This window comes from Sphaerisporangium perillae, assembly GCF_023276435.1.
Lineage (GTDB): Bacteria > Actinomycetota > Actinomycetes > Streptosporangiales > Streptosporangiaceae > Sphaerisporangium > Sphaerisporangium perillae.
The window spans coordinates 333,744-348,992 of record NZ_JALLPO010000002.1; the positions used below are offsets into that span (position 1 = coordinate 333,744).

10 protein-coding genes are annotated in these 15,249 nt (G+C 71.1%); 3 read left to right on the top strand and 7 right to left on the bottom strand.

Annotated features, from left to right (window positions below; genetic code table 11):
* The first annotated feature begins 378 nt into the window (after positions 1 to 378).
* Entirely contained in the window at positions 379 to 3,453 is a 3,075-nt protein-coding gene (locus MYF83_RS03510; RefSeq protein WP_248958672.1) for an AfsR/SARP family transcriptional regulator, read from the top strand.
* On the opposite strand, the gene MYF83_RS03515 is transcribed toward MYF83_RS03510, so the two are convergent.
* The 7 genes from MYF83_RS03515 to MYF83_RS03545 all read right to left on the bottom strand — a co-directional run bounded on the left by MYF83_RS03515 (position 3,450) and on the right by MYF83_RS03545 (position 11,036).
* A complete protein-coding gene (locus MYF83_RS03515; RefSeq protein ID WP_248958673.1) occupies positions 3,450 to 5,342 on the bottom strand; it encodes a helix-turn-helix domain-containing protein in 1,893 nt (630 codons plus the stop codon). The two genes, MYF83_RS03510 and MYF83_RS03515, sit on opposite strands and share 4 nt — an antisense overlap.
* A 96-nt stretch (positions 5,343 to 5,438) precedes the next feature.
* Positions 5,439 to 6,224 carry a 3-hydroxybutyrate dehydrogenase gene (locus tag MYF83_RS03520; RefSeq protein ID WP_248958674.1) on the bottom strand — a complete coding sequence of 262 codons (786 nt, stop codon included), beginning with the start codon at positions 6,222 to 6,224 and terminating at the stop codon, positions 5,439 to 5,441.
* A 64-nt stretch (positions 6,225 to 6,288) separates the two neighbouring features.
* Complete coding sequence (locus MYF83_RS03525; protein ID WP_248958675.1) at positions 6,289 to 7,305, bottom strand: branched-chain amino acid ABC transporter permease; 1,017 nt, start codon at positions 7,303 to 7,305, stop codon at positions 6,289 to 6,291.
* Positions 7,302 to 8,165: a branched-chain amino acid ABC transporter permease gene (locus MYF83_RS03530; protein ID WP_248958676.1), complete on the bottom strand. Its 864-nt coding sequence runs from the start codon at positions 8,163 to 8,165 to the stop codon at positions 7,302 to 7,304. The genes MYF83_RS03525 and MYF83_RS03530 overlap by 4 nt, the downstream gene beginning before the upstream one ends.
* 68 nt (positions 8,166 to 8,233) lie before the next feature.
* Positions 8,234 to 9,478, bottom strand: a complete 1,245-nt coding sequence (locus MYF83_RS03535) for an ABC transporter substrate-binding protein (RefSeq protein WP_248958677.1) — start codon at positions 9,476 to 9,478, stop codon at positions 8,234 to 8,236.
* A gap of 96 nt (positions 9,479 to 9,574) precedes the next feature.
* Positions 9,575 to 10,291: an ABC transporter ATP-binding protein gene (locus tag MYF83_RS03540; RefSeq protein ID WP_248958678.1), complete on the bottom strand. Its 717-nt coding sequence runs from the start codon at positions 10,289 to 10,291 to the stop codon at positions 9,575 to 9,577.
* Positions 10,278 to 11,036 (bottom strand): ABC transporter ATP-binding protein, encoded by a 759-nt coding sequence (locus MYF83_RS03545; RefSeq protein WP_248958679.1) that lies wholly within the window; start codon positions 11,034 to 11,036, stop codon positions 10,278 to 10,280. Before MYF83_RS03545 ends, MYF83_RS03540 begins: the two co-directional genes overlap by 14 nt.
* A 427-nt stretch (positions 11,037 to 11,463) precedes the next feature.
* Between MYF83_RS03545 and MYF83_RS03550 the strand changes: the two genes are divergently transcribed.
* Together MYF83_RS03550 and MYF83_RS03555 are read left to right on the top strand one after the other, a co-directional pair.
* A complete protein-coding gene (locus MYF83_RS03550) occupies positions 11,464 to 12,852 on the top strand; it encodes a tannase/feruloyl esterase family alpha/beta hydrolase (RefSeq protein WP_248958680.1) in 1,389 nt (462 codons plus the stop codon).
* A gap of 170 nt (positions 12,853 to 13,022) precedes the next feature.
* Positions 13,023 to 14,891: a flavin monoamine oxidase family protein gene (locus tag MYF83_RS03555; protein ID WP_248958681.1), complete on the top strand. Its 1,869-nt coding sequence runs from the start codon at positions 13,023 to 13,025 to the stop codon at positions 14,889 to 14,891.
* Positions 14,892 to 15,249 lie beyond the last annotated feature (358 nt).

Here is a 15,249-nt window from a genome sequence, read left to right on the forward strand (position 1 = left end):
CCACATCCGGCCACGCCGTTCACCGAACGTTCCGACAGAGCCCGTAAAAATCGCCCACAACGGGACATAACACAGACTGGATCATTGCCCGCAACCACGAACTGGTTGCATACGCAAATGACCATACGAGTTCGGAAAGTATTCGTAGACTCTCTATAGCCCCGAACCTCTTATAGTAGTACGATCCAGACATAAGTGACATCGCCATATGTAACCAGCTCGCGTCCGACAGTATCAACGCGAGTCCCGTTACAGGCCGACCAATGCGATGTCAACTATGGGGGCGGATCTCCTGGCGCCACGCATCTGTATACCTCTCGCATCGGAGGGTGATCAAACTTCCGGGATGGGCCGCGAGCTTTCTTGCGAGGAGATGCAGTGCAATTCGCGATTCTGGGAGCGCTTGAGGCGGCTGCCGCCGATCGGCGGCTGGATCTCGGGGGGATCAGGCAGCAGATCGTGCTCGCCGTCCTTCTCCTCGACGCCAACCGGGTGGTCACCATCGGCCGGCTCATGGAGGCGATCTACGGCGACGAGCCGCCCACCACCGCCCGCGCCCAGGTGCAGATCTGCATCTCCTCACTCCGGCGGCTCTTCGCCGCCAACGGCAGCCCGGACATCATCTCCACGCAGTCGCTGGGGTACTCCATCCGGGTCGCCGCCGACCAGATAGACGCGCAGCGCTTCGAGAGCCTGGTCCTGCGGGCCCGGCGCGCCCGCGAGAGCCGCAACGTCAACGAGGCGATACGGCACTATCGCGAGGCCCTGTCGCTGTGGCGCGGGCCTGCCCTCGACGGCATCGAGAGCAGGCTCGTGCAGTCGGCGGCCGGCAGGCTGACCGAGAACCGCATCACGGCCAACGAGGACTGCATCCAGCTTGAGCTGGATCTCGGCCGGCACCACGAGCTGGTGGGCGAGCTGACCGAGCTCACCGAGGAGCATCCCCTCCGCGAACGGCTCCGCGGCCTGCTCATGACGGCTCTGTACCGTTCGGGACGGCAGGCCGAGGCCTTGCAGGTCTACCGCAACGCCCGCCGCACGATGATCGAAGAGCTGGGCATCGAGCCCAACGAGCGCCTGCAGCAGCTCGAGCACGCCATCCTCACCTCCGACGAGAGCCTCGCCGCCCCGCCGCAGCCCCCCGACAGGGCCGACCCGCAGGCGGCGGCCCCGGCGGTGCCCAACGTCCCAGGGATGCTCCCGACCGACATCGCCGACTTCACCGGCCGCACCAAGCAGGTCGAGGACATCCGGCAGCGCCTGATGCTGGCCTCGGAGGACCGCTCGCGCTTCGCCGTGCCCATCATCGTGATCGTCGGCAAGCCCGGCGTCGGGAAGACCACCATCGCCGTCCACGCCTCCCACGCCGTCGGCGAACGCTTCCCGCACGGGCAGCTCTTCGCCGACCTGCACGGCGCGGCGTCCCGTCCCACCAGCCCCATGCAGGTGCTGGAGCGGTTCCTGCGGGTCCTCGGCGTGGCCGGCACCGCGATACCCGACGGCCTGGAGGAGCGCGCGGAGATGTACCGCGCGCTGCTCGCCGACCGCAAGATGCTGATCGTGCTGGACGACGCCGGCAGCGAGAGCCAGGTCCTGCCGCTGCTGCCCGGCAGCCCCTCCTCCGCCGTGATCATGACGAGCAGGAGCCGGCTGGCGGGGCTCGCCGGCGCCGTCCACGTCGACGTGGAGATCTTCGACTCCGACCAGTCGGTGAACCTGCTGTCCCGCATCGCCGGCATCGAGCGGGTGCAGTCGGAGATCGAGGCCGCCGAGGCCCTGGCAGAGCTGTGCGGTCACCTGCCGCTCGCGCTGCGCATCGCCGGCGCGCGCCTGTCGGCCCGCCAGCACTGGAGCATCGAGCAGCTCGTGAGCCGCCTGGAGGACGAGACGCGGCGGCTCGACGAGCTCAAGCACGGCGAGATGGGGATCCGCGCCAGCATCTCCCTCACCTACGACAGCGTCAGCGAGGACGCCCGCCGGCTGTTCCGCCGGCTGACGGTGCTGGACTCCCAGATCTTCTCCGCCTGGGTGAGCGCGGCCCTGCTGGACCAGCCCCTGGCCATCGCCCAGGACCTGCTGGACGACCTGGCCGACGCCCAGCTCATCGAGACCACCGGCGTCGGGTACGGCGTGCACAGCCAGTACCGCTTCCACGACCTCATCCGCGTGTTCGCCCGCGAGCGCCTCGCCGCAGAGGAGTCGCCGGCGGACCGCAACGCGGCGCTCGGGCGCGTCCTCGGCGGGCTGCTCTTCCTCGCCGAGGCCGCCCACCGCCGCGAGTACGGCGGGGACTACGTGCAGATCCACAGCGACGCGCCCCACTGGCCGCTCCCGGCCAAACTGGTCGACCAGCTGGTCGCCGCGCCCCTGCAGTGGTACGAGCGTGAACGCTCGATGCTCGTGTCGGGCATACGGCAGGCGGCCCAGGCGGGCTTCGTCGCCCTGTGCTGGGATCTGGCGATCAGCTCGGTGACGCTCTTCGAGTCGCGGGTCTACCTCGACGACTGGCGGGAGACCCACCAGGTGGCGCTGATGGCGGCCCGGCAGGCGCAGGACAAGCGCGGGCAGGCGGCCATGCTCTACTCCCGGGGCTCGCTGTACATCACCGAGCAGCGGTTCGGCGACGCGCGCTGCGACTTCGAGGCGGCGGTCCAGCTGTTCGAGGAGATCGGCGACACCCAAGGGACGGCCCTGGTCATCCGCAACATCGGCTTCCTGGACCGGCTGAGCGGGCGCTTCGCCGACTCCGAGTCGCACTACCGTCGCGCTCTGGCGATCTTCCGCGGCAACGGCGACCAGGTCGCCTCGGCGTACGTGCTGCACAACCTCGCCCAGCTGCGGCTGGAGTTCGACGACCTGCCCGGCGCGCAGCTGCTGCTGTCGGAGGCCCTGGAGCTCAGCCGCAGCAGCGGCAGCAGGCGGGTCGAGGCCCAGGTGCTGCACCGGATCGGCCACACCTACCTGCAGTCCGACCAGCCGGCGCTGGCGGTCGAGGTGTTCGACGAGGCGCTCGCGGCCGTGCGCAACATCGGCGACCCCACCGGCGAGGCGTACGCCCTGCACGGGCTCGGCATCGCGCGGCTGCGGCGGGGCGAGCTGGCGGAGTCCGAGAGCGCGCTCAACCGCGCCCTGATGCTGGCGAGCGCGTCCAGCGAGCACATGGTCGAGGCGCGGGCGCAGCTCGGGCTGGGCGAGCTGGCCATGGCCAGGGACGACGGGCCCCAGGCGGTCATCCACCTGGAACAGGCGCTCTCGCTGTTCCGGCAGATGCACATGCCGCTGCAGGAGGCACGGACCCTGATCAGGCTCAGCGACGCCCAGCAGGCGGCCGGGGACGTCGAGGCCGCGCAGGACTCGCTGGCCCAGGCGCTCACGCTGACCGACAAGATGGACGCCCCGGTGGCCCAGCAGATGCGCGGCCAGCTCACCCAGCGGCTCGGCGAGCAGACCTAGGGCCGCTCCCCTTGCGGGCGCAGCCGGTTCAGGCGGAGGGCGAGCTGGATCTCAAGGGCGCGCTCGGGTGACTGCCAGCCCTCGCCGAGCAGCCTCCCCACCCGGTCCAGGCGCTGGGTGACGGTGTTGACGTGGATGTGCAGGCGCTCGGCGGTCCGCGACAGGCTGGACCCGGCGCCGAAGTAGGTCTCCAGGGTCTGGACGAGCGCGGTGCCGCGGCGCCGGTCGTAGGCCAGGACGGGCCCGATGGCCGCCTCAAGGAATCCGCCGACGTCCCGGTCGCGCCCGATGAGCAGGCCGACGAAGCCCAGCTCGTCGCTGCTCGCCCCCTCGCCGTCGCGTCCAAGCGACAGCAGGGCCTCCGCGCACCGCCGGGCCTCGCGGTAGGCCTCCGCCACGGCGGCCGGCCCGTGAACCGGGCCCGCCGCCCCCGCGGTGACCGGGGTGCCGAGCGAGGCGCCGAGCTCCCTGGCGACCCGCCGCGCCGCCGCGGCGGGGTCGACGCCGGGCAGCAGCAGGATGGTCTCCTCACCACGCGCGGCCACCAGCCCGTGGCGGGAGGCGGCGTCGGAGGACGCCCAGAACACCGTGCGCTGGGCCGAGACCGGCTCCTGCGCGCTGTGCCTGGCGACCACCAGGGTGTGCGGGGCGTCGAGGTCCACGCCGAGGAGCCGCGCCCTGCCGTACAGCGCGTCAGAGTGGACGATCCTGCCGGTGAGCAGGTCGTCCAGGAGCTCGCCGCGCACCCGGCCCTCGGCCGCGGCGGCGGTGCGGCGGAACAGCATGAGCAGCGCGGTGACCAGGGCCGCTCGTTCCAGGATCCGCTGGTCGGCGCCGGAGACCTCGTCGGGTGTGCGCAGCACCAGCGTGCCGAGGTTCTCCGGGCCGGAGGCGACCGAGGCCACCCACAGGTCGCCGCGCTGGACGGTCCTGCCGAGCTGCCGGGAGGCGGCGGCCGCGGCGGCGACCTCGTTCTCGTCCAGCTCGCCGGCGGAGCCGACGGCGGCCAGGCGCCGGCCGTCGGCGTCGAACACGACGATCGCGCCGCCGAGGATGTCGGTGACCACGGCCGCGACGTCCTCGACCCCGCCGCCGCGCACGACCAGGCCGGTCATGCGGTCGTGGGCCTGCGCGGCCCGCTCGACGGCGGTGCTGCGCGCCTGCAGGAGCCGGTTGGCGGCGCTGAGCTCGCCGAGCGCCGTGCGGGTCTCCTCCAGCAGGCGGGCGTTGTCCAGGGCGACGGCGGCGTGCGCGCCGAGCGAGGCGAGCAGCGCCACCTCCTCCTGGGCGAAGGGGCGCGCGCTGCGGTTGGCGGCGAACAGCACGCCGATGATCTGGGCGCCCAGCCGCATCGGCACCCCGAGGATGGCGACCAGCGCCTCCTCCTTGACGGCGACGTCGATGTGGGTGCGGTGCCGGAACCGCTCGTCGGCGAAGTAGTCGGGGCTGGCGTAGGGCGTGCCGGTCTGGGCGACCAGGCCGCCGAGCCCGGCGCCCATCGGCAGGCGCAGCTCCCGGAAGGCGGCCGACACCGAGCCGTCGGTGACCCGCATGTAGGTGTCGCCGCGGTCGGCGTCGTGCAGCGTCATGTAGGAGATGTCGGCGTGGAGCAGCCTGCGGGCGCGCCGGACGATCGCCTCGAGCACGGCCCCCACGTCGCGCAGCCCGGCCAGGTCGCCGGCCGTCTCGAACAGGGCGGACAGCTCGGCCTCGCGGCGGGAACGGTGCTCCAGCAGGGCGCGCACGCGCAGCGCGGCGAGCTTGGCCTGGTCGAGCTCGGCGAGCACCTCCGGGGCGGCGCCGGCGGCGCGCGCCTCGACCAGCGGGGCCTCGAACTCCACTGGAGCGGCCTCGCGGGCGAGCAGGTCGAGAAAGACGGTGCAGCTCATGGGGTTTATTGTCCCCTTGATCACGATTTATCCCCCGATGCGTTGACCGGCGCGCCGCGGACGCCGGCGCGGCCCCGGACACCTCCTGTGTGCGTCCTAGTGGGCCGTCCACCCACCGTCGATGGTGAGGGAGGCGCCGGTGATCATCGACGCCTGCGGCGAGCACAGGTAGGCGACCGCCTCGGCGACCTCCTCCGGCTCGATGAGGCGCCGGACGGCCGCCGGGGCGAGCATGATCTGCTCGACCACCTCATCGGGGGGAAGGTCGTGGACGCGGGCCTGGTCGGCTATCTGCTCCTCCACCAGCGGGGTACGGACGTAGGCGGGGTTCACGCAGTTGGAGGTGACGCCGTGCGCGGCCCCCTCCAGGGCGATCACCTTGGACAGGCCCTCGAGGGCGTGCTTGGCGGTGACGTAGGCGACCTTGTACGGCGACGCGCGCAGCCCGTGCACCGAGGAGATGTTGACCACCCGGCCCCAGCCGCGCTCGTACATGCCCGGCAGGGCCCGCCTGGCCAGGCGGAAGGGCGCCTCGACCATGATCTTCATGATGGCGGCGAACATCTCCGGCGGGAACTCGGTGATCGGTGCGACGTGCTGGAAGCCGGCGTTGTTGACCAGGATGTCCACCCCGCCGCAGTCGAGCGCGTCGACCGCGGCCATGTCGGTCAGGTCGGCGGTCAGTGCCAGCCCGCCGATCTCGCCGGCGGCCTCGCGGGCCTCCTGTTCGCGGACGTCGAGGATGACGACCTGCGCTCCCGCGCCGGCCAGCCGCCGGGCGCAGGCCCTGCCGATGCCGCTGGCTCCGCCGGTCACCAGTGCCCGCCGGCCGGTCAGATCCACCCCGGCTACCTGCCCGGCGGTCACGCTCGTTGAAACCACAGCGAATGCTCCTAGAAGTACATGAATGCGGCGAGCTACCTCGAACAGGACCAGGGGCCGGCGGCTACACCGGCGAGCCGACGTCCTCGGAACGGCTGGGTGCGCCGTTCGGCGCGTCCCCGGAGCCGGGCTTCCCCGGGCCGCGGCCGGAACGCGCCTGGAGCAGGTCGCGCGCCGTCCCCCAGATGCCCCGCCGGAACACGAGCACGATGATCACGAAGATCGTCCCGGTGACGATGCCGATGCCGTCGAATCCGGCGGTCACCAGATAGTCGTTGAGCTCCACGACCAGGGCCGCGCCGATCACGCCGCCCCACAGCGTGCCGATGCCGCCGAGGACGACCATCATCACCACCTGGCCTGAGGTGGTCCAGTAGACGCTCTCCAGCGAGGCGAACCCGTGGCCGATCGCGAAGAGCCCGCCGGCCAGCCCGGAAAGCGCGGCCGACAGCACGAACGCCAGCAGCCGGTAGCGGTCGACCGGGTAGCCCAGGGCCTGCGCCCGCGCCGGGTTGTCCCTGATGGAGGCGAGCACCCTGCCGAACGGCGATCGCACGATGCGCCACACCGCTACGAACCCGGCCAGGACCAGGGGCAGACCTGCGTAGTAGAACAGGAACGAGTCCGACAGGTCCAGGCCGAACAGCTCGCGCGGCACTCCCTGCAGGCCGTTCTCCCCGCCGGTCAGGTCGCGCCACTGGTTGACGACGAAGTAGACCATCTGGGCGAAGGCCAGGGTGACCATCGCGAAGTAGATGCCGTGCAGCCGTACCGACAGGTAGCCGATGGGCAGGGCGAGCACGGCGGCGAACGCCGCGCCGCCGAGCACGGCGACCGGGAAGGGCAGCCCGCTGTGCACCGCGATGAGGCCGGCGACGTAGGCGGCGCCGCCCCAGAACGCGGCGTGCCCGAAGGACAGCAGCCCGGTGAAGCCGAGCAGCAGGTCCAGCGCCGCGGCGAACAGCGCCCAGCAGGCGATGTCGAGCGCGACCGGAGGGTAGACCATCCAGGGCAGCGCCAGGGCGAGGAACAGCCCGGCGACGAGCAGGAGCGGCCTCGCGGCCAGCCGGGAAAGGATCACGACGGCGACTCCTCGCGTCCGAACAGGCCGGCCGGCCGCCAGAGCAGCACGACGGCCATCAGGATGAACACCAGCGTCTGCGACAGGGCGGGTACGTAGAGGTTGCCCAGCGCCGAGACCAGCCCGATGGCGAACCCCGCCGCCACCGAGCCGAAGATCGAGCCGAGGCCGCCGATGACCACGACCGCGAAGACCGTGATGATCAGATCGGCGCCCATCAGCGGGTTGACCGCGCGCATCGGGGCGGCGAGCACGCCCGCCAGCCCGGCCAGCGCGATGCCGAAGCCGAAGACCGGCGTCACCCAGCGCCCGACGTCGATGCCGAGCGAGCGCGTCAGCTCCGGCCGCTCGGTCGCCGCCCGGACGATCATGCCAACGCGGGTGCGGGTCAGGACGAGCCAGACCACCACGCAGACGACCAGGGAGAGGGCCAGCACGAACACCTGGTAGGCGGGGTAGGTGAACAGCCCGAGGTCCACCGTGCCGGACAGCAGCTCCGGCCGGGGGTAGGGCTGTGACTGCACTCCGTACTCCCGCTTGACCAGGTCCTGCAGGACCAGCGCGAGCCCGAAGGTGAACAGGAAGTTGTACAGCGGGTCCAGCGGCGAGAGCCTGCGGATGAACAGCCGCTCCAGCAGGGTGCCCGCCACGCCGAGCACGACGGGGACCACCACCAGCGCGACCCAGAAGTTCACGCCGAAGGAGTCGAGCAGCACATAGGAGCCGAACGCGCCGAGCATGTAGAAGGCACCGTGGGCGAAGTTGACGACGCCCAGCATGCCGAAGATGACGGCGAGGCCCAGGGCGAGCAGGGCGTAGAAGGCGCCACCCACCAGGCCGTTGAACGCCTGTTGGAGCACGGTGACCTCCAAGGGACGGCCGGCGGGGACGGGTGTCCCCGCCGGTGGGGACTGAGCGGGGTGCGCGCTCAGAGCTTGCAGGCGGGATTCGCGGGCTGGAACGCCTGGTCGGCCGGGATGGTGCTGAGGATCTTCTCGTAGTCCCAGGGCTCCTTGACCTCGCTCGACGGCTTGACCTGGGCCAGGGAGACGTCGTGCAGCAGCAGGTGGTCCTGGGCGCGGATGGTCGCGTTCTGGGCGAACACATCCTGGAACTTGTAGCCCTCGAGCTGCTTGACCACCGCGTCGGAGCCGTCGGTGCCGGCCCGCTGCACCGCCTCGAGGTACTGGACGGCGGCGGAGTAGTTGGCGGCGTTGGGGAAGCTCGGCCGCTTGGCCACCTTGGCCTGGAACTTGTCGGCCCAGGCGCGGTTCTCGGGGGTGGCGTTCCAGTACCAGGCGTCGGTGAACTTGGTGCCGGCCAGCGCGTCCGGGCCGAGGGAGTGGATGTCGGTGATGAACATGAGCCCGACGGCCAGGCCGATGCCCTTGTCGCGGAGCTTGTACTCGTTGTACTGCTTGACCAGGTTGACCAGGTCACCGCCGGCCTGCATGGTGCCGAGCACCTGCGGCTTGGGGTCCAGGCCGGGGGCCTTCAGCAGGAACGTCGAGAAGTTGTCGTTGGGGAACGGCGCGGGGTCGCTCTGGATCACGGTGCCGCCGGCGCCCTGGACGGCCGCGGTGAAGTTCTTCTGCATGTCCTGCCCGAACGCGTAGTCGGGGTAGACGATGTACCAGTTCTTCGAGCCGTCCTTGGTGACCGTGTCGCCGGTGCCGTGGGCGAGCATGTAGGTGTTGTAGCCATAGTGGAAGGTGTACTTGTTGCACTGGGCGCCTTCCAGCTCGGTGGTGGCGGCGCCGATGTCCATGAAGATCTTCTTCTTGGACTTGGCGACGCCCGCCACCGCCAGCGCCGCGGCCGACGAGGGCACGTCGAGGATGATGTCGGCGTGCTGGCGGTCGTAGAGCTCCTGCGCCTTGGAGTTGGCGACCTCCGGCTTGTTCTGGTGGTCGGCCGTGATCACTTCGATGTCCTTGACGACCGCCTTGTCGCCATATTTCGCCTTATAGTCGTCGACGGCCATCTTCACGGCCTCGACGCTGCTCTTGCCCGACAGGTCAGCGTAGATCGCCGACTGGTCGTTGAGCACCGCCAGCACGACCTTGCCGTCGCTGAACTTCTCCCCGCTCCCCCCGCTACCGGGTCCACCAGCGCAACCGGCGAGCGTGGCTCCCGCCGCCACCACGGCGGCCGCTCGGCCCAGAGCTTTCATGTATGTGTTCTCCTGTCTGTGTGCGTGGGCCTCGCTCCGCTCGGCCGGCTCGGGGCGCCTTGCGGCGCCCCTCGCGGCCGGCGAGCCAGGGTGAGATCAGATCCCGAGGTAGTCGAGGAGCTCGTGCTCCCGGGCGCGCATCTCGTCGTTGTCCAGCGACTCGACGACCCGTCCCTCGGCGAGCAGGTAGTGACGGTCGGCGACGGTCGCGGCGAAGTGCACGTTCTGCTCGATCAGCAGCACCGTCGTGCCCTGCCGCTTCACCTCCCGCAGGATCTCGCCGATCTGCTGGACGATCAGGGGGGACAGTCCCTCGGTCGGCTCGTCGCAGAGCAGCACCCGCGCCCCCATCCGCAGCACCCGGGCCAGCGCCAGCATCTGCTGCTCGCCGCCCGAGAGCTTGGTCCCGGGGAACGCGCGCCGCTCCGCCAGGCGGGGGAAGGTCTCGTACACCCGGGCCAGCGACCAGGGCTCAGGGCCGACACGGGGCGGCAGCGTGAGGTTCTCCTCCACGGTGAGCGTGGAGTACACCCCGCGATCGTCGGGGACGTAGCCGAGGCCCTGGCGTGCCCGCCGGTGCGCCGGCAGCCGGGTGAGGTCGGCGCCGAGGAAGGAGATGCTCCCCGAGTAGCGTCCCTGCAGCCCCATCAGGCAGCGCAGCAGCGTGGTCTTGCCCGCGCCGTTGCGGCCGACGAGCGTGACGATCTCGCCCTCGCCCACCTGGAGCGACACGTCGCGCAGGACCTGCGCCTCGCCGTACCAGGCGGACAGGCCGCCGACGGTCAGGATGGGCGTGGTGTCAGTCCTCGGCATGGGGGTCTCCCAGGTAGGCGCTGATGACCCGTGGGTCGTGGCGGATCTCGGCGTAGGGTCCCTCGACGAGCACGCGGCCGCTCTGCAGGACCGTCACGCGGTCGGCCAGGCTGGACACGACGCTCATGTTGTGCTCGACCATCACGACCGTCCGCCCGGCGCGGACCTTCCTGACCAGCTCCACGGTGCGGTCGATGTCCTCGACGCCCATCCCGGCGGTCGGCTCGTCCAGCAGCAGCACCCGCGGGTCCAGCGCCAGTGCGAGGGCCAGCTCCAGGGCGCGCTTGTGGCCGTAGGCGAGGTTGCCGGCCGGGATCTCGGCGTGCGCCGCCAGGCCGACCTGGTCCAGCAGTTCCGCCGCCCGGTCGCCGAACCGGTCCAGCAGCCGGTGCGAGCGCCAGAACCGCCAGGTGAGCCCGGTGGCGCCGGCCAGGGCGAGCTCGACGTGCTCGCGCGGGGTCATCTGCGGGAACAGGCTGGTGATCTGGAACGACCGGGCGACGCCCAGGCGCGCCACCTGCTCCGGGCGCCTGCCCGTCAGGTCGCGCTCGCCGAGCAGGATGCGGCCCGCGCTGGGCTTCAGGAAGCCGGTCAGCAGGTTGAACAGCGTCGTCTTGCCGGCGCCGTTGGGACCGACCAGCGCGTGGACGCTCCCCTCGGCGATGTCCAGGTCGACCCCGTCGACGGCGCGGAAGCCGCGGAACTCCTTGGCCAGGCCCTGCGCCCGCAGGACGGGACCCTCCATGTGGCTCTCCTCGTCGTCTCGATCCGGCCGTCCGGGGTTACCCGCAGATCACCGCGGCGTTAACGGACGAAGTCGTTGTGACGGGGAACACTAAGTGAGCCGGTGGAACGGTGCCATGTGGCAGACGCACATATTCCACTGCTTCAGGGCGGATAACACCCACATCTATCGCAGGTCAGAGCATATGCCACGCTTGCCGGGCCGTACCTGTGTGGCCAGAGCGCGCCGGAACGCACACCCCGGCGGCGGTACCGGTGGAGGCCGATGGAGACCGGCCGGCGCGGCGCCGCCCGCACCATGGCGGCGCCGGACATGGGCGCGCGGCCGATTGTGGGCCCGGCGGACGTGGCCGGGCTCACAGTGGATGAGCACCATGGCGGTCACCCCGCACGACAGCGTGTCCCCCGTCCTACGTGAGGAGCCCCCCATGCGATCCACCCGACGACGGCCGCGCCGGCTACTGGGCCTGGCCACGGCCGCCCTGGCCGGCACGGCCCTGCTCGGGCCGGTGCCGGCCCACGCCGCCGCCGCTGCCTGCCCCCGCCTCGACCAGATCACCGTCCCGGGGGCGGAGAAGCAGATCTCCGCGTGCCTGGACGACCTGACCACGGCCGGCACGGTCGCCTCCGGGCATTCGATCGCCGCGGAGTGGGCCGGCCTCACGCCCGCCGGCGCGACCAATCCGAGCGGCGTCCCGGGCGCGCAGATCGACGGCTACTTCCCCGACACCTCGACGTTCAACACCGACCACGGCTGGAACCACGACAGCCAGTTCGTCATCCGGCTGCCCGAGCACTGGAACGGCGGCCTGGTCGTCGCCGGCCCGCCCGGGAACCGGAGGCAGTACGCCAACGACTTCGCGATCTCCGACTGGGTGCTCGCCCGCGGCTACGCGTACGCGGCAACCGACAAGGGCAACAGCGGCCTGCAGTTCTACCAGGACGGCAGCAAGCCCGGCGACGCCATGGTGGAGTGGAACCAGCGGGTCACCCAGCTGACCCGCGCGGCCAAGACCGTGGTGGCCCAGCGGTACGGCCGGGCCCCGCGCCGCACGTACGCGGCCGGGATCAGCAACGGCGGCTACCTCGTGCGGTGGCAGCTGGAGAACCATCCCGAGCTGTACAGCGGCGGCGTCGACTGGGAGGGCACCCTCTGGCGCGAGAACGGCCCGAACCTGCTGACCTCCCTGCCGGCCACGCTGCGGGCGTATCCGGCCTACGCCGCCACCGGCGACCAGGCCGCGCACGACGCGATCATCGCCGCGGGCTTCGCGCCGGGCTCGGAACCGCTGTGGGACTACCACTACAAGGTCTACTGGGACCTCACCCAGCGGATCTACCGGGAGGAGCTCGACCCGGCCTACGACGGGGCGACCGAGGCCGGCACGCCGTTCTGCGCGGCGGGGACGCCGGGCTGCGACGCCGACTACGACTACGCCTCCCGCCCGAAGGCCGTCCACGACGCCGTCGAGCGGATCTCGCTGACCGGCCGCATCGGGCGCCCGCTCATCACCCTGCACGGCACGCTCGACACGCTCCTGCCCATCGGTGAGGACTCCGACGTCTACGAGAAGCTGATCAGTGCGCGGGGACGCGACCGGCTGCACCGGTACTACCGCATCGAGGGCGGCAACCACGTCGACGGGCTGTACGACGCCAACCCGGGGCTGCTGCGGCCGATCCTGCCGTGCTTCCGCGACGCGTTCGAGGCCCTGGAAGGCTGGACGACCCGAGGTGCGACGCCGCCTCCCGACGCCACCATCCCGCGCCCGGCGTCCGGGGACCTGGCCAACTCCTGTTCCCTCTCCACGACCTGACCGGAGCGCATAACAGCACGAAGGCCCGTATAGGGAACCCCCGCTTCCGATCGGTTGGAATGCCAGCTCGGCCGCCGTGGCGCGCCGCGCGGCCGGATACCCCTCCTGCATGCAAACTCTGCGCGATCGCTCCATTACCCAGAGTTTGCATCACGCAGGAGGAACATCGGATGACGACCATCGACCGCCGGGGGTTCGCCCGGCTGGCCGGGTTCGGCGCCGTCGGATCCCTCGTGGGCGCGGTCCCCGCCGCGCCCGCGACGGCCGCCGCCGCGCCCCTCCACACGGCGCCCGGCCGCGCCGCGCGCACGCCGGGCTGGGACACCTGCCTGGAGGTGGCGCGCGACCTGCTGCTCGTCGGCGAGGACGGCTCCGACCTCAAGCTGAGGTACCTGCGGGTGCTCATCGACAAGGGCCTGCCGAAGACCCGCTCGCCGAAGAAGGTGCTGATCGTCGGGGCGGGGATCTCCGGCCTGGTGGCCGCCACGCTGCTGAAGCAGGCCGGCCACCAGGTCACGGTCATCGAGGCCAACGGGAACCGCATCGGCGGCCGCATCAAGACCTTCCAGACCGGGTTCGCCGATCCCGCCCAGTACGCCGAGGCGGGGGCCATGCGCATCCCCGGCTTCCACCCGCTCACGCTCGCGCTGATCGACAAGCTCGGCATCCCGCGCCGCCCGTTCTACAACGTGGACGTGCGTCCCGGCGCGGAGGCGAGCGGCCCCACCCCGCCCGTCGTCTACACCTCGCGTGGCGGCCACGTCTGGCGCTCGGGCCCCGCCAAGGGCGAGTTCAGGGCGCCGAGGCGGCTCAACCACACCTGGATCCGGGTCAACGGCATCTCCCAGCGCCGCGACGAGTACGCCGCTGACCCGCGCAGGATCAACGCCTCCTTCGGCCTCAAGGACCGCAGGACCACCGCCCAGATCCTGGACGACGCGCTCGACCCGGTGCGCGACCACTTCTCCGTGACGCGCGGCGGCAGGCGGGTCGACAAGCCTCTCCCCGACCTGATCAGGGGATGGGCCCGCGTGCTGCGGGAGTTCGACGGCTACTCGATGCACCGCTTCCTCACCGAGCACGCCGGGCTGAGCGACGCGGCGATCGACGCCATCGGCACCGTGGAGAACCTCACCTCGCGGCTCCCGCTGGCGTTCATGCACACCTTCCTGACCAGGAGCCTGGTGAACCCCTCGGCCACCTACTGGGAGATGGCGGGCGGCAGCCGCCTGCTGCCGTACCGGCTGGAGCCGGGGCTGCGCGAGGAGATCCGCATGGACCGGCGGGCCGTGCGCATCTCCACCTCCGGCGGGGGCGTGCGCATCGAGACGGTCAGCGAGAAGGGCAGCGACGAGTCGTCCTCCGCGCCGCAGACGCCGACCGAGACCTTCCACGGGGACGTGGCGATCATCACGATCCCGTTCCCCGCGCTGCGGCACGTCGAGATCGCCCCGGCGATGTCCTACGCCAAGCGCCGCGCCGTGATCGAACTGCACTACGACTCGGCGACCAAGGTCCTGCTGGAGTTCCGCAAGCGCTGGTGGGAGTGGGACGAGGACGAGTGGAAGCGCGAGCTCGGCCCGCGCTACCGGCCAGGGCCGGCCACGCACGTGACCGGCGGCGGCTCGGTGGCCGACAACGCCAACCGGTTCACCTACTACCCCTCCCACCGGGTGCAGGGCAGCGAGGGCGGCGTCGTGCTGGCCAGTTACGTGTGGTCCGACGACGCCTCGCGGTGGGACTCGATGGACGACGCCGAGCGCTACGGGTACGCGCTGCGCGGCCTGCGAGAGGTGCACGGGGACCGGATCACCGAGTTCTACACCGGCCGCGGCCAGACCCAGAGCTGGCTGCGCAACCGCTACGCGTTCGGCGAGGCCGCCGTCTTCCTCCCCGGGCAGATGACCGAGATCCACCCGGCGATCGCCGTTCCCGAGGGCCCGCTGCACTTCGCCGGGGAGCACACCTCGCTCAAACACGCGTGGATCGAGGGCTCGCTGGAGTCGGCCGTCCGCGCCGCCCTGGAGGTCAACGCCTGACGGCCGACGCCTCTCCCCCGCCTGGCGGACGCCTCCGGAACCCGGGCCAGGCGGGGTGTCTTGCGCAAGGCCCCGCGCGGTTAAAACAATGTAATGCCCCGATGAAAGGAAGCTTTATATAAACCACCCCCAAGCCCCGATCGATTCACCTTTTCTCAAACGCCTGTAAACAACCTTGAAACCTGCCCGCAACGTGATAACTTGAGTCTTTCCAGATAACTCGGAAGCGCCTTGCCCGCGAAGCGCGGATCATCGCGGGCAAGGCCAGGATCAGCGATGGACCCCCTGGTGAGGTGCCACGACGGGCACTCCCATCACCCATCACCGGTCCACTCGCCCTAGTACGCGACCGGCTACA

Coding starts and splice junctions, on each gene's coding strand:
- MYF83_RS03555 (WP_248958681.1), top strand. CDS start 13,023: ATGACGACCATCGACCGCCGGGGGTTCGCCCGGCTGGCCGGGTTCGGC.
- MYF83_RS03540 (WP_248958678.1), bottom strand. CDS start 10,291: ATGCCGAGGACTGACACCACGCCCATCCTGACCGTCGGCGGCCTGTCC.
- MYF83_RS03550 (WP_248958680.1), top strand. CDS start 11,464: ATGCGATCCACCCGACGACGGCCGCGCCGGCTACTGGGCCTGGCCACG.
- MYF83_RS03515 (WP_248958673.1), bottom strand. CDS start 5,342: ATGAGCTGCACCGTCTTTCTCGACCTGCTCGCCCGCGAGGCCGCTCCA.
- MYF83_RS03545 (WP_248958679.1), bottom strand. CDS start 11,036: ATGGAGGGTCCCGTCCTGCGGGCGCAGGGCCTGGCCAAGGAGTTCCGC.
- MYF83_RS03535 (WP_248958677.1), bottom strand. CDS start 9,478: ATGAAAGCTCTGGGCCGAGCGGCCGCCGTGGTGGCGGCGGGAGCCACG.